Annotated in this window: 21 protein-coding genes; all 21 read left to right on the top strand. The window is 38.8% G+C overall.

What is annotated here, in order from left to right:
• Positions 1-47 precede the first annotated feature (47 nt).
• The 21 genes from H9L19_RS00365 (at position 48) to H9L19_RS00265 (ending at position 19,660) form a co-directional block, all read left to right on the top strand.
• Positions 48-959 carry a WxL protein peptidoglycan domain-containing protein gene (locus tag H9L19_RS00365; protein ID WP_187529228.1) on the top strand — a complete coding sequence of 304 codons (912 nt, stop codon included), beginning with the start codon at positions 48-50 and terminating at the stop codon, positions 957-959.
• Positions 960-1,239: 280 nt separating this feature from the next.
• Positions 1,240-2,262, top strand: a complete 1,023-nt coding sequence (gene hrcA, locus H9L19_RS00360; protein WP_187529227.1) for a heat-inducible transcriptional repressor HrcA — start codon at positions 1,240-1,242, stop codon at positions 2,260-2,262.
• Between the two features lie 15 nt (positions 2,263-2,277).
• A complete protein-coding gene (grpE, locus tag H9L19_RS00355; protein WP_187529226.1) occupies positions 2,278-2,829 on the top strand; it encodes a nucleotide exchange factor GrpE in 552 nt (183 codons plus the stop codon).
• A gap of 157 nt (positions 2,830-2,986) precedes the next feature.
• A complete protein-coding gene (gene dnaK / locus H9L19_RS00350; RefSeq protein ID WP_187529225.1) occupies positions 2,987-4,807 on the top strand; it encodes a molecular chaperone DnaK in 1,821 nt (606 codons plus the stop codon).
• A 92-nt stretch (positions 4,808-4,899) separates the two neighbouring features.
• A complete protein-coding gene (locus H9L19_RS00345; protein ID WP_187529224.1) occupies positions 4,900-5,802 on the top strand; it encodes a DnaJ C-terminal domain-containing protein in 903 nt (300 codons plus the stop codon).
• A gap of 201 nt (positions 5,803-6,003) precedes the next feature.
• Positions 6,004-6,282 (top strand): hypothetical protein, encoded by a 279-nt coding sequence (locus tag H9L19_RS00340; RefSeq protein ID WP_187529223.1) that lies wholly within the window; start codon positions 6,004-6,006, stop codon positions 6,280-6,282.
• A gap of 25 nt (positions 6,283-6,307) precedes the next feature.
• A complete protein-coding gene (locus tag H9L19_RS00335; protein WP_187529222.1) occupies positions 6,308-7,036 on the top strand; it encodes a hypothetical protein in 729 nt (242 codons plus the stop codon).
• Positions 7,037-7,084: 48 nt separating this feature from the next.
• Positions 7,085-7,717, top strand: coding sequence for a sugar transferase (locus tag H9L19_RS00330; RefSeq protein WP_243198184.1), 633 nt, complete (start codon positions 7,085-7,087; stop codon positions 7,715-7,717).
• A gap of 74 nt (positions 7,718-7,791) precedes the next feature.
• Complete coding sequence (locus tag H9L19_RS00325; RefSeq protein ID WP_187529220.1) at positions 7,792-8,982, top strand: MFS transporter; 1,191 nt, start codon at positions 7,792-7,794, stop codon at positions 8,980-8,982.
• Between the two features lie 80 nt (positions 8,983-9,062).
• Positions 9,063-9,773, top strand: a complete 711-nt coding sequence (locus H9L19_RS00320) for a response regulator transcription factor (protein WP_187529219.1) — start codon at positions 9,063-9,065, stop codon at positions 9,771-9,773.
• 11 nt (positions 9,774-9,784) lie between these two features.
• Positions 9,785-11,161, top strand: a complete 1,377-nt coding sequence (locus H9L19_RS00315; RefSeq protein ID WP_187529218.1) for a sensor histidine kinase — start codon at positions 9,785-9,787, stop codon at positions 11,159-11,161.
• Positions 11,162-11,188: 27 nt separating this feature from the next.
• On the top strand, positions 11,189-11,818 hold the full coding sequence (udk, locus tag H9L19_RS00310) for a uridine kinase (RefSeq protein WP_187529217.1): 630 nt from the start codon (positions 11,189-11,191) through the stop codon (positions 11,816-11,818).
• A gap of 15 nt (positions 11,819-11,833) precedes the next feature.
• Entirely contained in the window at positions 11,834-12,910 is a 1,077-nt protein-coding gene (gene pepA, locus H9L19_RS00305; RefSeq protein WP_187529216.1) for a glutamyl aminopeptidase, read from the top strand.
• A gap of 2 nt (positions 12,911-12,912) precedes the next feature.
• Positions 12,913-13,560, top strand: coding sequence for a YtpR family tRNA-binding protein (gene ytpR, locus H9L19_RS00300; RefSeq protein ID WP_187529215.1), 648 nt, complete (start codon positions 12,913-12,915; stop codon positions 13,558-13,560).
• Positions 13,561-13,572: 12 nt separating this feature from the next.
• Positions 13,573-13,968: a hypothetical protein gene (locus tag H9L19_RS00295; protein ID WP_187529214.1), complete on the top strand. Its 396-nt coding sequence runs from the start codon at positions 13,573-13,575 to the stop codon at positions 13,966-13,968.
• Positions 13,969-13,983: 15 nt separating this feature from the next.
• Positions 13,984-15,324 carry a UDP-N-acetylmuramate--L-alanine ligase gene (murC, locus tag H9L19_RS00290; protein WP_187529213.1) on the top strand — a complete coding sequence of 447 codons (1,341 nt, stop codon included), beginning with the start codon at positions 13,984-13,986 and terminating at the stop codon, positions 15,322-15,324.
• Positions 15,325-15,395: 71 nt separating this feature from the next.
• The gene (locus H9L19_RS00285; RefSeq protein WP_187529212.1) at positions 15,396-16,118 is read left to right on the top strand and encodes a Bax inhibitor-1/YccA family protein; all 723 of its coding nucleotides are present in this window, start codon (positions 15,396-15,398) and stop codon (positions 16,116-16,118) included.
• Positions 16,119-16,275: 157 nt separating this feature from the next.
• Entirely contained in the window at positions 16,276-18,138 is a 1,863-nt protein-coding gene (locus tag H9L19_RS00280) for a heavy metal translocating P-type ATPase (RefSeq protein ID WP_187529211.1), read from the top strand.
• Between the two features lie 68 nt (positions 18,139-18,206).
• Entirely contained in the window at positions 18,207-18,443 is a 237-nt protein-coding gene (locus H9L19_RS00275) for a heavy-metal-associated domain-containing protein (protein WP_187529210.1), read from the top strand.
• Positions 18,440-18,979: a ferritin-like domain-containing protein gene (locus H9L19_RS00270; protein ID WP_187529209.1), complete on the top strand. Its 540-nt coding sequence runs from the start codon at positions 18,440-18,442 to the stop codon at positions 18,977-18,979. The genes H9L19_RS00275 and H9L19_RS00270 overlap by 4 nt, the downstream gene beginning before the upstream one ends.
• A gap of 9 nt (positions 18,980-18,988) precedes the next feature.
• Positions 18,989-19,660, top strand: a complete 672-nt coding sequence (locus tag H9L19_RS00265) for a Crp/Fnr family transcriptional regulator (protein ID WP_187529208.1) — start codon at positions 18,989-18,991, stop codon at positions 19,658-19,660.
• Positions 19,661-19,682 lie beyond the last annotated feature (22 nt).

The following is a 19,682-nucleotide window of genomic DNA, read 5'->3' as shown; positions in this document are numbered from 1 at the left end:
TAACAATGCTATTAGCTGTGTTTTTGGGTATGATTAGTTTCTAAGGCATGACCTTTGCTGATGATTCAGTGACGCGGTTTGATGTGACAGCATATGTGCCGACACATCAAGTGCAAAACAATTCAAATCAAGCGATTGATTTACGGTTGGCACCTGGTCAGACTGAAGATATTATGTACCATGTTAAAAATAATACAGCGCAAGAACTTGTTTTTAGTGTCGCTACAGGAACTGCAATAACTTTGTCAAATGGGAAAATTCATTTTGTTGGGACTAATTCTGATGTTTCAACGACGCTGCCAGCTAAAGTTGGTGACATGATGAAGATTGACAAACTGATTACAGTGCCAGCAAATTCAACGGTAGACGTCCCTGCCACACTTACTACGCCAACGAGTTCGTTTGATGGAACATTAGTCGGTGGCGTTTCATTTACGGACGTTTTTTCAAAAGACGCGACACAAATTCCTGTATATTTGACGGAGACTGATAAAGAGGTAACGCCATTTGTGACACTATCAGGCACAAAATTTTACTTGCCTAAGACTAAGAAAATTTTACAGTTGCAAATCGCTAATACCGAAACGAAGATGGCAAAAGATTTGCTAATTTCGTCAACTTTAACTAATAGTGATGGCAAAGTTGTCTTTACTAAACATGATCAAAAGGTATCGTTAGTGCCAAAAGCTCAGACAGCCATTAATCTAAAAAATAATTTGGCCGACTTAAAAGCTGGTCACTATAAGTTAAAAGTAACCATTAATAATGGTAGTGAGAAGCAAACCTCAACCCAAACGGTGAAAATTAGTCAAAGTTTAGCCCACAAACTATCAACAACGACGCAGACTAAAAATAACTTGCGTCCGATCGATTGGTTTTGGTTAATCTTTTGGCCTGTCGTTGTCTTTCTGATTGTATTCTTTGGGGGACGTTTGTTATTACAAAAACGTCGACGTTAAACATCTAGTTTGGATAAATAATGTTTAAAGCTAAATAGTGTAGCGCAAGATTTATTTTGACAACATTTTCTTAATTTCTTAAAATCAATGATTGATTTTGAAAGATTAGAAAATGTTGTTTTTTATTTGATTTCCATAAATTTTAGGTAGAAAACTCTTTTTAGCACTCTAATAAATTAAGTGCCAAAAAGAGTTGACATGGTTTTTAAATAGTGTATGATTAAGTATGTTAGCAAATGTTATTAACGAGTGCTAAATTCAAGTTGAGAGGAGCGGGCAGATGTTAACAGAACGACAAAGGTTAATACTGGGTGCGATTATTACTGACTATGCCCGTTTGGGAAAAGCAGTTGGGTCAAAATCGTTACTTGTCGATATTGGCTTACCTGTTAGTTCAGCAACTATTCGAAATGAGATGGCACAGCTAGAAGGACGTGGCTTACTTCAAAAAGAGCACACGTCATCAGGTCGAATTCCTTCGCAACTTGGGTATCGTTATTATGTTGATTACTTAATGAAAAAAGGCCAGATTGCAAAAGATGTGCAACGTCAAATTCAGCAAGTATTTAGTCGACGGTTTCAACAGGTTGATGACTTGTTAACTCAGGTGACAAAAATTGTAGCGGATATGACAGGGTATACCGTGATTGCGCTAAAACCAGAGGCGTTTGATGTGCGATTGTCAGGATTTCAGTTGATTCCCATTGATGGTCAACAAAACATGGCTATCGTGGTAACAAGCGATGGACAGACAACCAGTCAAAGTTTTCGGTTACCTAAAGGGGCATCGATCGCGGAATTACAAAGCATTGTGAGTTACATTAATAATCAACTTGTTGGGCGACCAATTCGAGAGGCGCTGAATAGTCTAAGCGGCGATTTGCCGCTTGATTTGGAACGAACGATTCGTTCACCACAAGCATTTTTACAGTTGTTTGGTGACATATTGGCACGTTCAATTCAAGACCAAGTCTTTATTGGCGGTCGCTTAAATGTCATGGATTTTACGACTGATACACGGTTAAGTGATATGAAGGCGTTGTATCAGCTTTTGGAAAATCCAAAGGCAATGCGACAGGCAATTGGTACAGTAAACGATGGCGTTTTGATCCAAATTGGAGATGAGAACCCTAATCCGTTACTTGTACCTTATAGCCTGCTGTCGATGACGTATCAGATTCCAAAGCATGGTTATGGTGAGTTGGCAATTCTTGGGCCGACGAATTTACCGTACGATGATGTGGTGTCGTTGATGGTTACGATTCGACAGTTAGTCGTTGATGAATTAAAAGAATATTATTAGAAAAGAGGTGTTGACATGGCAGAAGAAAAAGAAAACCAAGTAGTTGAGGACCAAGAGAGCGTCGATGAAGTTGTTGAAACTGAAGGGGCCGAAGCTGAAGTAGATACTGTTGAGGATGATTCACTTGCGACGCTACAGACGCAATATAACGAATTAGAAGATAAGTACTTACGAGTCAATGCTGAAATGCAAAATATGCAGACGAGATTTGCTAAAGAGCAGGCGACGACTTTAAAGTATGCAACGCAAAAATTAGCAAAATCGATATTACCAGCATTGGACAATTTAGAACGTGCCTTGATGGTTGATGCTGATGATGCAGCAGCTAATCAGATTAAGACAGGCGTTGAGATGGTTTATAAAACCTTGGAAAATGCGCTGAAAGATAATGATGTCATAGCAGTCGGAGAAGTTGGTGAAGTGTTTAATCCAGAATATCACCAATCAGTACAATCACAGCCAGCTGATGATGAGCATCCAGTAGACACAATTGCCCAAGTTTTGCAAAAGGGATACGTCCTAGCTGATCGTGTTGTACGGCCAGCAATGGTAGTTGTTTATAATTAGTGAATTAAGAATGTCAAAGTGATAATCTAGGTTGTTGGGAATAGGGTAAATAAACTAGTTTTAGACTTTAAACTAGAACTCGTTTATTTGCCCTGTTCCGAATGATTTCGGATTATTTCGCAAATAAATAAAAAAATTAAAATCGAGGTATTTAGATATGTCAAAGATTATCGGAATTGATTTGGGAACGACTAATTCAGCAGTTGCTGTTTTGGAAGGTGGCACACCAAAGATTATTACTAACCCAAATGGTGGACGGACAACACCATCTGTTGTTTCATTCAAGAATGGTGAGACACAAGTGGGTGATACAGCTAAGCGTCAAGCGATTACTAACGCTGATACGATTATGTCAATCAAGTCACACATGGGTGAAGATGGTTACAAAGTTTCAGTTGCTGGTAAGGATTACACACCAGAAGAAGTTTCAGCCATGATTTTGCAATACATTAAAAAGTATGCGGAAGATTATTTGGGTGAAGATGTGACTAAGGCCGTTATCACGGTACCTGCTTACTTCAATGACGCTCAACGTCAAGCAACGAAGAATGCTGGAAAAATTGCTGGCTTGGAAGTTGAACGTATCATCAACGAACCAACTGCAGCAGCATTGGCTTACGGACTAGATGATTTAAATAAGGATGAAAAAATCCTAGTTTATGATTTGGGTGGTGGAACATTTGACGTGTCTGTCCTTGAATTAGGTGATGGTGTCTTCGAAGTACTTTCAACGGCTGGTGATACACACCTTGGTGGTGATGATTTTGACCAAAAGGTGATTGATTGGTTAGCTGAAGACTTTAAGTCAGAAAATGGGATTGATTTGAAGCAAGATACGCTTGCATTACAACGTTTGAAGGATGCTGCAGAGACAGCAAAGAAAACTTTGTCGCAAGCAACTGAAGCTCAAATTGACTTGCCATTTATCGCTTCTTCAGATAATGGACCATTGCACATCCAAACAACTTTGACGCGTGCAAAGTTCAACCAATTAACGCGTGATTTGGTTGAGCGCACAAAGGTTTCTGTTGAAACTGCTTTGAAGGATGCTGGTCTATCAAGTTCAGATATTGACCAAGTCATTTTGAATGGTGGATCAACACGAATTCCAGCTGTTCAAGAGTTCGTTAAAGATATTACTGGTAAAGAACCAAATCACTCAATTAACCCTGACGAAGCGGTTGCCTTAGGTGCTGCGATTCAAGGTGGTGTGATTACTGGAGATGTTAAGGATGTTGTTTTGCTTGATGTGACGCCTTTGACATTGGGAATTGAAACAATGGGTGGTGTCTTCACAAAGTTGATTGATCGTAATACGACCATTCCAACTTCAAAGTCACAAGTATTCTCTACGGCAGCCGATAATCAACCAGCAGTTGATATTCATGTCTTACAAGGTGAGCGTGCTATGGCAGCAGACAACAAGACATTGGGTCGTTTCCAATTGACTGATATTCCAGCTGCACCTCGTGGTGTACCACAAATTGAGGTTAAGTTTGACATTGACCGTAACGGTATCGTAACGGTTTCTGCTAAGGACTTAGGTACGCAAAAGGAACAAAAGATTACAATTCAAAATTCTGGTGCTTTATCAGATGAAGAAATCGAAAAAATGATGAACGACGCTAAAGCAAATGAAGAAGCTGACGCAAAGCGTAAGGAAGAAGTTGACTTGCGCAATGATGTTGATCAATTAATCTTCTCATCAGAAAAGACACTTGAAGAAGTTGGGGACAAGTTGGAAGATGCAGACAAAAAGCCTGTTTCCGATGCCTTGACTGAATTGAAGTCAGCCAAAGAATCCGATGACCTTGATGTTATGAAGGAAAAGAAGGAAGCTTTGGAAAAGGTTGCACAAGAATTAGCGGTTAAATTATATCAACAATCAGCCCCTCAAGAAGGCGCCGATGCTGAAAAGCCAAAGGATGATAATACCGTTGATGGTGACTTTGAAGATGTTTCTGACGACAACAAGTAATTGTTTGAGTTGAGGAACGCTGAGAATATTAAAAGTGAGGGTTTAGGCCTCACTTTTCTACATAAAAACTTAAAAAATGGAGGCTGTTCCTCATGAACAATACAGAACTATATCAAACACTTGGTGTGGACAAGAACGCATCACAAGACGAGATCAAAAAAGCATATCGAAAGTTATCAAAAAAGTATCATCCAGATATTAATAAAGAACCTGGTGCTGAAGACAAGTATAAAGAAGTTCAAGAAGCATATGAGACATTAAGTGATGAGCAAAAACGTGCTGCTTATGATCAGTTTGGTACGACTGGAGATCAACAAGGCTTTGGTGGCCAAGGTGGCTTTGGCGGCTTTGGTGGGCAAGGTGGTTATTCGGACTTTGGTGATATCTTTAGTCAAATGTTTGGTGGTGGTTTTGATCCCAATCGGCCACGTAAAGGGTCGGATTTGCAATATCGGATGACGTTGACATTTGAAGAAGCTGTATTTGGAAAAGAAACTGAAGTTGAATATAACCGTACAGGAGCTAATGGACAAAGTGAGCATAAGAAAGTCAAAGTGACAGTACCTGCTGGTATTGAAGATGGCCAACAAATGCGCATGTCTGGTTATGGAGAAGTAGGTTCGAATGGTGGGCCATTTGGTGATCTATTTGTGGTATTTCGGGTCTCAGCTTCAAAAGATGGCTTTGAACGGGATGGAGCAGATGTCTATCTTGAACAACCATTAGATTATGCAACTGCAACTTTGGGTGGCGAAATTATTGTTAAAACAGTGCATGGGGAAGCAAAGTTAAAGATTCCTGCAGGTACGGCTAATGGTAAACGTTTCCGCCTGCGTGGTAAAGGTGCCCCTTATGTTCGAGGCAATGGTATGGGTGATCAATATGTGATTGTTTATATTGATGTGCCAACTAAATTGACTAAGGAACAACAGGAAGCCTTGAAAGCTTATCAACGGTTGTTGACTGACAAACCTAAAAAGAGTTTCTTTGGATAGAAAGTGACTTAATTTGTATGATGAAACACTTCGAAAGTGGGCTATGCTTTCGAAGTGTTTTTTGTTGTTGTCATTGATTATGATCTAGTCTCTCGAGATAATCTGATGATAAATGTTAAACAGATTGATAGTTGGTATAAATTTTTTTGACGTATATGGGAAAACATTGGATAATGGAACTAATGGTTTGAGGTGCAATCGATGAATTTTAAGCAATTTAAGGCTGCCACGAGTGGCATGAATATGACATATGATTTAGTGGTGAAATTAGAGACTAAATTATTTTCGATTGGACGGATTGATTGTCAGGCTGATGCGCTTTATTTGTGTCTTGATCAAAGTCATCAATTACAATTAAAAGACCTAGTTATGATGGCAATCCCAGATGATCTGATATTGCGAATTAAAGATGAAAATAATGACTATCCGATCTATGGGTATCGAATTATTAGAGATAAAAACCAACTTGTTTTGGGATAATACACAAAAGTAAGGAATAAATATAATGCGAAAAACAATGATTGGGGTATTATCGGTGGTTATCCTCACTGGTATTAGTACGGCTGGTTACTTTGGTTATCAGTACCATCAAAAAAATCAGGCAACAGAGTTGAAGCCTTTGCAAGGCAATGCAAAAGGTAAAATCAATAAAAGAACCTACACAATTCCAAAGAAAGATCAGCAATCAGCTCATTTTGTGGCCTCTGGTAAGCTAGAGAAAGTTGGTGATTATTCAATTAGCGCTGCCGGTAGTAAAGCGCAATTAGATGCGATTAATAATCAACTGAATGTGTCTTTACAAAATAACCAAATTCAATATCGTGTGACTGAGGTTAAACAGATGCAAAATGAACCACGAACAAAAGAAGCAATTGAGATGGCTCAAATGGCCCTTAATTCACGCGATATCGATGGCCCATATACGACGCTGATCATTAGTTATGATATCACCAATCAAAGTAACGAGACGATAAGGACTGATGGTGTGAAGCAAGTTGGTTTTCAAGCAAAGCAAGCGGTTAATACTCTGAGTGGTTTAGATAATGATGTGAAATTAAGTGCGGCTCAAATTGACGCAGGTAAGACCGTTTCAACCTTTGTGATTGCGTTAGTGCCAGAAAAATCAACACAATCATTGCACACAATAAAAGTGCAATTTGACCAGGTTCAAAAAGTGAGTGATGCGAGTGAAATCGCACCAGTTTCAAATAGTTTAACGGTGCAATTTAAATGAAAGTACAATGGCTTTAGGCTGTTATAAAATGTTATGAGGTGGATGAACATGGCTAGACGGCCTCAATATGTATATGCAAAAAGGTTCTTAGATATTTCAGTGGCGTTGTTTGCCTTGATTAGTTTATCGCCAGTTTTTGCTATTATTATCCCGTTCTATTGGTTTGGCGAAAATCGGGGTCCTATTTTTTATCGTCAGCGACGAATTGGTGAATATGGGAAACCATTTTATATTTTTAAATTTCGTTCTATGGTAGTTGGCGCGGAACAAAAGTTAGCTGATAATCCACGGCTTTATCATCAGTTTGTGGCTAATGGATATAAATTACCAACTGCTGAGGATCCTCGTATTACGCGTTTTGGGGCCTTTGTCCGAAAAACAAGTTTAGATGAGTTACCACAGTTTTTTAACATTTTAATTGGTGATATGACTGTGATTGGTCCAAGACCTATAGTAGAAAAGGAACTAAAAGAATATAAGACACCAGAACGCGTGACCAAATTCTTGTCGGTTAGGCCTGGCGCAATGGGACTCTGGCAAGGTAGTGGTCGCAGTGACGTTCAGTATCCAAAGCGAGCAGATATTGAATTGGAATATGTAGACAATGCAAGCATGTGGTTTGATTTTGTTGTATTATTCAAAAATTTCATTGCAATTTTTACAGCGCGAGGAGCTGAGTAATAATTAAATGGAACTGAGCTGATACGTATGGGAATCACGTTTCAGCTTATTTTTTAAGGTGGGGGATCAAACGTATGGAGATGAATCAAAAGAAGCAATTGTTTAGTTTGCCATTATTGGCATCTAATTTTGCATCAGTTTTTGGAGATGGTATTTACCGATTTGCACTCAATTGGTTTTTGGTCGCAACTTTTGGAGATGCAAAATTACTCGGATGGCTAACTGGATTTGGCTTTGTCGTTTTTTTAGCCTGTGACTTATTAGTGGGCATTTTGCTTGATCGATATAATCGAAAACTGCTATTAATGGGTGCAGACTTAGGTGGCGGAATTGGATTACTGATTTTAGCATGGTTTTTAAATCCAAATCAGCCGCAAATTTGGCTGTTGTTTGTGATTACATTTATTCTGAATGTGGATATTTCATTTGCGTATCCAGCGGGTCGTTCCATCTTACCAGATGTGATTCAACGTGATCGCGTTGCTCGGTTCAATGCTTGGATTAGTATGGCATTTACTTCCGGTCAGGCACTTGGACCACTGGCTGGCGGTGTTTTATTATCATTTAAATGGATAGATTTACGTATCTTTTTGCTAATTTATGGTGTGATGTTAATCATTACGGCTGGAATCAATGCATTGATTCGTTATCATCCAGAACCAATGGTACGTGAAGATACACCAATTTTTCAGAGCATTATCGCTGGTTATCAATATGTGTTTAAGACGCCTAAATTATTTGAATCGATGTTATTAGCCATGTGGGCTAATTTCTTCTTTGAAGGTTTTTTAATTGCAACGCCATACTTAGTTCAGAAAATTTATGGGGGCGACGCAAGTTCATATTCATCGATGCTATCCTTTGCAGCCATCGCTGGTTTGCTTGCTGGAGTAGTGTTAGCACGTCTGCCACAGCTAAATAGCCTTAAAACTGCGTATCTTGACTTGATTGTGATGGGGGTGGCATTAATTATTGGTGCCTTCTTACCGATTTTGCCAGTGCTAACGCTGTTAGTGATTTTAGCGGGATGTGTTCGAACTGCTGTCACGGTTAAGGTGAATACAGTTAATCAACAAGAGAGTCAACCAAATTATTTAGGGCGAGTAATGAGTATTTCGTTTTTCTCAATTGATTTATGGGTGCCATTGATTGTGATTATGATTGGTTACATTGTCGAGCCTCTAGGTGCGAAGATATTACTAATGTTTGGCCTTTTGTTATTAATTGGGATTGGTACAATTTATTGGTTTGTGAAAAAACGATGATAATTAGCGCCGGAATGTCATTAATTTTGTTAAAATAGACAATAGAATGAGTGTAGTAACGATATTGGAGAAGATGATACATGCTAAAAATTTTGGTTGTTGATGATGAGCCGTCAATCGTAACGTTATTAAAGTATAATCTTGAGAAAAATAACTTTAGTGTGATTACTGCAGATACTGGTTTGACTGCTATTGAAATGGTAAAAAAAGAACAACCGGATTTGATTTTCTTAGATGTGATGTTACCTGGATTAAGCGGTGTTGATGTGACTAGTCAATTACGTCACGATCAAATTGAGACACCGATTATTATGATAACGGCCTTAGATGATGAAATCGACAAAGTACTAGGATTGGAAATTGGGGCTGATGATTATGTCACAAAACCATTTAATCCCCGTGAAGTGATTGCACGAGCGCGAGCAGTTTTACGCCGTTATGACGTTAAAAAGCAGTCAAACGTTACAGAATTAACAAATGGTGTGACTGTGGGTGATGTCACGATCGACTTTGATAAAATGGTCGTTCAAAAAAATGGAAAATACGTTAAATTAACGCCAAAAGAATATGAATTGTTGGCTTATATGGCAGAACGAGCAGGCCGTGTTTTGGATCGTGAAACAATTTTGCATGGCGTTTGGGGCTTTGAATTCACAGGACTCGATACGCGAATGGTTGATATGCATCTGTCGCACTTACGTGACAAAATTGAAGATAATCCAAAAGAACCAACAATTTTAAAAACCGTGCGTGGTTTCGGATATCGTTTTGATTTATCTCCTGAAAAATAGAGGTTGGTAAGATGAAGTACGTTCAAAGATTTATCATAACTACAATTCTGGCCACGATGATTGTGACGGCTTATCTCATTGTAATTAATGCCTTTTTCTATCATATACAAATACACTCGTTAAAATTAGCGTTTGGTGTTGTCAGTATGATTGGTGCTGTCACAGCGCTAATTATGGCGTGGCGTCGCTATTTGTGGGATAAACAATTAAATATGTTTATTGAGCGATTGGAACGTATCCAAACGAATAACCGCTTTGATTCCGGCAATATTTTATTGCCACCAAAGCACAGTCTGCACCATCTAGCGACAGCGGTGAATAAATTACAAGCCTGGCAACGTGCACAAATTGAAGTGACAACACAGAATGAAAGCGCACTTAATACATTATGGAATAATATGCCAATTGGTGCGATTGAAATTGCGCCAGATCGACGCATTTTGCGCATTAATTTACAAGCACTACAAATGTTAGATATGACACAAACCAATTTAGGTCAACATTATGATGATGTGATTGTTAATCATCAATTAATGATGTTATTAGAAAAGACATTGACTGATAAAAAACATGCACAGGACATGATTACATTACAGCATGAAGGCGTAAAACACATATTAGATACGACAACGGAATATTATGAAACCTCTGCTGGACATTTTGTCCTGTTAGCATTATTTTATGATGTGACAGAATTGGTGAATTTACAGCTTACCCAAAATCAGTTTATTGCTAATGCATCACATGAATTAAAAACGCCGTTAACATCAATTATTGGTTTTACTGATACGTTATTGCAAGGCGCGGCTGATGATGAGCAAGTGCGAGCGCAGTTTTTACAAATTATTGCAGATGAGGCACGCCGTTTATTAGCATTAACGCAAGATATATTGGCTTTAGCTAAGGTTGTTGATCAATCAGAGTCAGTGACAGATAAGGATCATATTCATTTGGCAACTTTAGTTAATGATGTGACCCTGAGTCAACAAACAAGTATTGTCGTGAACCAGTTACAGGTACAAAATTTAGTTTCAAATGAGATTGCCTTTGATTATCCAATTGATGCTGTTCGTCAGATATTAACTAATTTAATTTCAAATGCAGTTAAATATAATCGACCATCGGGGCAAATTGTTATTGAGTCTCATATGACCGATAAGGTGCTGAAAATCATGGTCAGTGATACGGGAATTGGTATTTCGAGCCTGAATCAAGAACATATTTTTGAACGATTTTATCGTGTTGATAAATCGCGAAATCATAATATTCCAGGTACAGGTTTAGGTTTGGCAATCGTCCATGATTTAGTAACGCAATTGAATGGTAAAATAGCATTAGAGAGTCAAGTCGGTGTTGGCACACGCGTGAGTGTGAGTTTGCCGCTTTAGAAATATTACGAGGTTAGGAATTTAAAAATGGCATTATCACGTCCAGTAGTTATTGGTGTTACAGGCGGATCGGGGTCTGGAAAAACAACGGTCAGTCATGAGATATTTAATCGATTACAAGGTGAATCAGTTGTGATGTTAGCACAAGATGCATATTATAACGACCAGACCGATTTGACGATGGCACAAAGGCGTACCGTAAACTATGATCACCCAGACTCATTTGACACGGCATTAATGGTTCAGCATCTCAAACAATTGATTAATCGCGAAGCAATTCAAGAACCAATTTACGATTATGTTGAATCAAATCGTGCAAAAGAGACGCAATTAGTTGAGCCGGCAGATGTTATCATTGCCGAAGGCGTACTGTTGTTTGTGGACCCTGAATTACGCGATTTGTTAGATATTAAAATTTATGTTGATACTGATGATGATATTCGTTTCATTCGTCGCCTCCAACGGGACATGGTTGAAAGAGGACGTTCGGCAGATTCTGTGATTCAGCAATATTTAGCAACGGTTAAACCGATGCATCATCAATTCGTAGAACCAACCAAACGATACGCAGACGTCATTATTCCTGAAGGTGGCGAAAATCTGATTGCGATTAATATGCTCGAATCGCAAATTCGAGCTATTCTAAACCCTGATTAAGAAAGTGTGAATGAAATGGATGATAAAACATGGGACAGAATTGTTAAGTATACAGAATTACAAGGGACATCTGGCCAAGAATTTATGGTTAGAAAAGCTTTTCGAGAGGATCTCGCGGCTTTAGTTGATGAAATTTATCAAAATGGATTGGGCGGGATTTATGGTGTCCGTCAGCATTCTGAATCATCAGCACCACGTATCATGTTTGGTGCACATTTTGATGAAGTTGGATTCATTGTTAAATCAATCACTGAACAAGGATTATTTGAGGTAAAGGCAGTTGGTGGTTGGAATCCGTATGTTGTTTCGGCACAACGGTTTACCCTGTTTACTCGTCATAGTCATTTAACGGTTGTCTCGTCTTCAGTTGCCCCTCATTTATTGCGGGAACAAAGTGGTGTCAATGGGGCACCGACAATTGATCAAATTTTATTTGATGGTGGTTTTACATCGTCAGATGAAGCAATTAGTTTTGGAATTCAACCAGGCGATTTTATCGTGCCACAATCGCATACAGAGAAATTAGCAAATCAGAAAACTGTTGTCTCAAAGAGTTGGGATAATCGTTTTGGTTTAGTAACGATTCTAGATGTGTTAGAAAAACTAAAAGGTCAATCATTACCCAATACGTTAATTATGGGGGCTAATGTTCAAGAGGAAGTGGGATTACGTGGTGTTGGACCAGCCGTTCATCAGTTACAACCAGATATATTTTTTGGCCTCGACAGTTCGACAGCCGATGATATACATGGACAACATGGACAAGGTCATCTAGGTGGTGGCACAATTTTACGTGTCTTTGACCCAGGTGTTATCATGCCAAAGAAGCTTAAAGAGTTTATTCTCGACTTAGCAAATGATGAGCATATTCCGTTGCAATATTTCGTACCTAATGGTGGTACCGATTCAGCTGGCGCCCAGTCTCAAAACAATGGTATTCCTTCCGTCACGCTAGGTGTCGCATCACGGTATATTCATACACATCAAACGATTTGGTCAATTGATGATTTTGAAGCTGCAAAACAATTGGTTGAAACTCTGGCATTGAAGCTAGATTCTGCAACTATCAAAGATATTATTTATGGAGATTAAAGATGTTAATTGCAAGTTATAACTTAGAAGCGATGGGGGATGTTTTGGTTATCATGACCGCACCATCAAACAAAAATGATACGGCTGAAACAAAAGATGATGTGACGGTCATTAAGAATGCTGATGGCGAATTGGTTGGGGTAAACCTTCTCCATGCAAGCGAAATACTTAATTTGACTGGCGCTAAAGGTCAAGTGTTCTTAACGGCTGATCAGGTAGCAAAAATTAATGCACATTTGGCAGCTACTGATTTTGATAGTACATTAATTGCAGATTTGGACTCTAAATTTGTCGTCGGATATGTTGAAAAGGCTGAACCACATCCTGATTCAGACCATTTACAGATTACAACAACTCGGATTTCAACGGACGACACAGTTCAAATCGTCTCTGGTTCGCCTAATATGCGGGCGGGTATCAAGGTAGTTGTCGCTAAAGTTGGTGCCATGATGCCATCAGGGTCGATTATTTGGCCAGGGGCATTACGTGGTGTTGTGTCAAATGGAATGATTGTTTCAGGACGTGAAATGGGATTACCAAATGCACCACAAGTACCTGGTGCCATGATTTTGCCAGATGATTTTGCTGAAGTTGGCACATCGTTTGACTGTCAATCAGTTGCAGCACAAAATATTTTTGCATCTGAATAAGGAGAGTGACAAATGAATCGGCCAGTTGTCCAATATCGTTCATTTTTGCCTAATTATCAGAAACAAGTGGCACAATTGATGAGTCGAAAACAGAATTATATTTTATTGGTAGAACAGTCCGATTTGGCTGAATTTCGCAATGAAGACTTGTTAGAAAATGCCAATCAGATAAGCCATGTTAATGATAAGTTGAATCAGCCACTTGGCGTTGAATCAGATCCTGAAATAAATAATGAACGGGACATTAAGCAGATGCAGGTCGATTTATTAACACGTGGTGAGCAACCAGTGGCTGAAGACCGGCAACAATCAACTGGGCTGGGGCTTGATTTAAATGCCATTTTATCTGAAGAAACCGCGGTGTCACGTAAAGCACATTCACATTATTTTGACGAGCAGCAGAGATAGGAAAAACTGAAAATTATGAATAAAGACAATGTTTATTATTTTATTGGGATTAAGGGGTCAGGAATGAGTGCGTTGGCACTTATTTTACATGACCAAGGGTATCAAGTGGCTGGTTCAGATATTGATCAGTATACTTTTACACAAAAGCCACTAGAGCAGGCTGGCATTCCAATTTATTCATTTGATGCAAATAATATTAAACCTGGTATGGTCGTTATTCGTGGTAATTCCTTTGAAGACGATCAAGTAGAGGTGGCAGCAGCATTAGAGCATCAGGACGGTGTCATTGTTGTTTCGTATCCAGAAATGGTCGAAGCGCTAATCACACAATACACCTCAATTGGTGTTGCGGGTGCCCATGGTAAAACGTCAACGACAGGTTTGTTGGCTCACGTTTTATCAAGGATTGCACCAACGTCATACCTAATTGGCGATGGGACTGGGAAAGGTATTCCAGACGCACGTTTCTTTGTCTTTGAAGCGGATGAATATCGACGCCATTTTAAAGACTATACCCCTGATTATTCAATTATGACGAATGTTGATTTTGATCATCCTGATTATTACACAGGCATTGAAGATGTTTTCCAGGCATTTAATGATTTTGGACAGCATGTTAAAAAAGGCATTTTTGCATGGGGAGATGATCCCAATTTACGCCAATTGATTGTAGATGTACCAGTTTATTATTATGGTATTGATTCTGATGATGATTTTGTCGCAAAAAATATTAAACGTTCTACGAATGGATCAAGTTTTGATGCGTATTATCACGATGAATTGCTAGGCAATTTTCAAGTGCCATTGTTTGGGAAGCATGGCATTTTGAATTCATTAGCCGTGATTGCTGTTGCTTATTTTGAACAAATTGACCTTGATTTGTTGCGCAAAGAGTTAATGAGTTTTCAAGGCGTTAAACGCCGTTTTACTGAAAAAACGGTTGGTGACGTGACAATTATTGATGATTATGCACATCATCCATCAGAGATTACAGCAACTTTAGATGCTGCACGTCAAAAGTTTCCTGACCGCGAATTAATTGCAGTCTTCCAACCGCATACATTTACGCGAACTATCGCTTATCTTGATGATTTTGCTAGTTCACTTAATTTGGCGGATCGGGTTTATTTAACTGAAATATTTGCTTCAGCACGTGAAACGGTTGGTGACATTTCTTCCAGTGATTTAGGGGCTAAAATGACTAAGTTTGGGGGCATTGTTTCTCCTGAAAATGTTGCGCCATTGATGACCCATGATTCGAATCCGGTTGTGGTCTTTATGGGTGCTGGTGACGTGCAGAACACGGAATTTGCGTATGAAAAGATTTTGGCGAACACAACGATGAATTTACAATAATTATGGTTGTTTTAAGCCATTTCGCATACAATAGTCTTGTTAAGTAAAATATAAAACGTAGGGGTGTTAAAATGGATAATTTTAGTTTTAATCATGAGGAACCGCGTATTGTTAACCCCGATGCATCAGGGTTAAACGCGTTCTTTCGAAAAGTGTATAGTTTCATGGGCATGGCGTTACTTGTAACGGCAGCCTCATCGTTTCTTGGCGTAACAGTCTTTGCAAAACAAGTAATTGCTTTGACAACTGGGCTTGTCCCTTCGTTGATTATGTTTGCCTTGTTAATGGGGATTGGTGTGATGGCCGCCCGCGCAACGATGTCTAATCCAGGCCGTGCTTTTGGTCTCTTAATGGCATATAGTGTGTTAATGGGTGTGTTCTTGACGACACTCTTCATGATGATGAATTTGCAAACAATTTTTGCGGCGTTTATCACAACTGCTGCATTGTTTGGTGGGATGGCAACGTATGGCTTAGTGACGCGACGCGATATGACTAAAATGAGTTCACTCTTGTTTGGAAGTGTAATCGCATTAGTTGTCGGTGGCCTCATTAATCTATTTTTCTTTAATAGTATTGTTTATTTAGCAATCTCAGTCATTGGTGTTGTTGTCTTTGCATTAATGACGGCATATGATATGAATAAGTTGAAGCAAATGTACTATCAAGTTGCTGGACAACAAACTGCTGAGCAAGGTGTGGCTGTTTATGGCGCCTTGACACTATACTTGGATTTCATTAATTTGTTTATCTATATTTTGCGATTATTTGGTATTTTTGGTAATCAAGATTAAATATACGCAATATAAAACTAGATTGTAAATGATAAAAAGGCTGGTCAAATTCTTGATTAGCCTTTTTTATTTTGCAAAATGACATGTAAAATTGATGGTTATCAATTTAAAATCATGTGATATTACTTATCCTAAGAGTATTAGGAGGTAGTAAGTGATGATTCAAAAGAAGTATCAACAGTATCAAAGCCCAATAATTCTCAGTGCCTTAATTTTAATTCTGATTAGTTCAGCACTAAACTTAGTGGCATCAGAGACATTTTTTATTTGGTTAGGATTCGTCGTGGCGACATTGCTAACTGGATTGCCAATAATTTTTCAAGCCTTACAATCCATACGCTTTCATATAATTAGTATTGAGTTGCTAGTTAGCATTGCAGTGGTCGGGGCCTTTGCCATTGGTGAGTTTTCAGAAGCCGCAATTGTGACATTTTTATTTGCTTTGGGTAATTTATTGGAACAGCGAGCCATTCACCGTGCACGCGCTTCGATTAAGGCATTGACTGATTTGACGCCAAAATTTGTGCATAAATTAATGCCCAATCAAGCTTGGCAAGATGTACCGGTGGCGCAAGTGGATGTTGGTGATCAAGTCAAAACAAAGGCCGGTGAAGTTATCGCAGTTGATGGGGAAATTATTGCTGGTACGGGGTCAGTTGACGAATCTAGTTTGACTGGTGAAGCGCAACCAGTTGAAAAAATCCAAGCAGATGGTGTTTATTCAGGCACAATGTTGGTTGACGGTGCATTGACAATTCAGGTAACGCAGATCGGTGATGATACACAATTTGCTAAAATTGTAGCATTGATCGAAACGGCTCAAGATACAAAGTCGCCAGCTGAACGGTTTATTAATCGATTTGCAGCACGTTACACACCAATTGTCTTGCTGATTGCGGTGGTAACATTTATTGCCACACATAATATTCGGCTTGCGATTACCGTGCTTGTGTTGGGGTGTCCAGGGGCTTTAGTCGTTGGTGCACCAGTGTCGAATGTTGTTGGTATTGGACGTGCAGCACGACAGGGCATTGTGATTAAAGGTGGTGATATTATGACAAAATTACCATCGACTGAGGCGGTTGTTTTTGATAAAACGGGCACATTGACAACCGGCAATATGAATGTGACAGATAGCGTTTACACCGTTGCTAATGAATCACATGTGATGATTAATACCATGATTAAAAGTATAGAGATGCAGGTTGGTCACCCAATTGCGAAAGCCTTGGTTCGATATCTTGATCAGCAATCCTCGTCAGAATCAATGTTAGATGTCAATCATTTGGCAATTCAATCTGGGTTAGGTGTGCAGGCAGAAATAGGAAAAGATACAATCTTAATTGGTAATCAAGCACTAATGACGAAAAATCAGGTCAAAATGACAGGTGCTATTAGGCATCAAATTTTAAAAATGCAAAGCCAATCTGTGTCACTGGTCTATGTGGCAATTTCAAACCGATTGACTGCGGTTTTTGGTGTCGAAGATGATGTGCGTCCAGAAGCTAAAAATGTCATTAAGGAGTTACGACAAGCTGGCATTAAACACGTGGCAATGTTAACTGGTGACCGTATGACGAGTGCACAATTAGTGGCTAAACAACTCGACATTTCAGATGTTCAAGCACACTTATTGCCTGATGATAAAGTAGCCTATTTAAGGCAACTTGAACTGAACGGTCAGCGGACTGCGTTTATTGGTGATGGTATTAATGATGGGCCGGCTATTGCAAATGCATTTGTTGGCATCGCCTTGGGGAGCGGGACCGATGTGGCAATTGAAACTGCTGATATTATTTTACCTAATGCTAATCTCAAACATTTAAACGATGCATATTTAATAGCTAAACAAACGACAAAAAATATGTATGAGAATATTTTTATCGCGATTATGGTGGTACTTTTTTTATTTATCGGCTTGTTTAATCAATTAATTACAATGACTACTGGCATGTTTGTCCATGAGCTGAGTATTCTTGTTGTTATCTTTAATGCCTTACGACTGGTGCACTCGAAGTGACTTGATTTAAATCAAGTACAAATCGCAATGACAAAGGTACAATCAAGATTGAAAGTTGAGGTTTTGAAATGAAAAATAGTGCAACGTTACAACTGGAGGAATTAAGTTGTCCATCATGCTTGATAAAAATTGAACGGGCACTTTCTAAATTAGATGGTGTCAGTCAAGTTCAAGTATTATTTAATGCCAGTCGAATTAAGGTTGGGTACCTGCCAGACATCATTACAATTACCCAAATTGTAGATCGTATGACTGCTCTGGGATATACGGTTAAATCAGTAAAAATAAAGGAGTTGGTTAAATGAATGATAGCATTGAAGAAAAATATCAACATGAATTAGAATTGACAGAAAAAAGTCATCATCAACCAACTGCAGGTGCAATGAGTAGCCATATTATGGCGAATTTATGGTATCTTGATGTTAAATATCATCAAATAAAGTGGTATTTAGAGGGCACAGATATGCCAGCGCTATCAGCGCGTTATCAAAAAATGATTAGCCACAATCGAGAACAAATTGATCAATTGGGTGAGTTGTTATTGAGTGAACGAGAGATTGTTCCAAGTACGATTGCTGAAATCACTGAATATGCGCAAATTAACGAGGATGGTCGTTTAAAATATATGACGGCGACAGAAATGGTTACTGCAACCGTAAATGACTTAAACATTGCTAATTTATTCATGACACGCGCAATTAAATTAGCACAGCGAGAGGATCGACCGATGCTGGGGCTAGTGCTGACACAAATGTTGGGGTACAATAATGACGCAATCCGATATTTAGAAGCTTTTTTACGACAAGCTGCATGGCAAGATATGAAAACGGATGATGAATAGGGGCTTGAAATGGCAAAACATGATGCAATTCACTGTGTAGGGATGGTGCCAATTTTTAAAGGATTAACCAATGAAAACCAACAAAAAATTGCAACTTTAGTCCATGAGTCACGACTGACAGCTGGTGATTATATTAATCACGAAGGGTGGTCAGGAGAAAAGCTGACAATTTTAGCCTCTGGTGAGGTAAAAATTAGTCAAACTACACCAGATGGGCATGAACAACTAATCAGAATGATGCAACCAGGTGATTTTGAAGGTGAAACGGTGTTATTCACCGATGGTCGTTATTCGAATAATGCAATTGCGAATTTGGACAGTCAGATTTGCCAAATTAGTAAACATGATTTTCACAGATTATTAATGAGTGATAATCAGTTAATGCTTAATGTCATTAATCAATTGGGACAGCGTTTGTTAGTGCTTGAAAAGCAGCGAGTGCAAATGCTAAGCAGTGTGCGTGAACGCGTGGCAAATTACCTATATGAAATGCAAATGCAAAAGGGAACAGATTGCTTTCGTTTGCCATTATTGAAAAAAGATTTAGCATCCTTTTTGAATACGACACCAGAGTCAATTAGTCGAACGTTAAAGGAATTTAGCAATCAAGGTCTTATTCGTTTAGAGGGCCGACAGATGATTGAAATTATTGATAGTAGTGCATTAAAGCGCATCAATTAATGACACGTGTTAACAGAACAGG

The organism is Weissella diestrammenae (assembly GCF_014397255.1).
GTDB classification, from domain to species: Bacteria; Bacillota; Bacilli; order Lactobacillales; family Lactobacillaceae; genus Weissella; species Weissella diestrammenae.
This window is presented reverse-complemented; position numbering and strand designations above follow the sequence as displayed.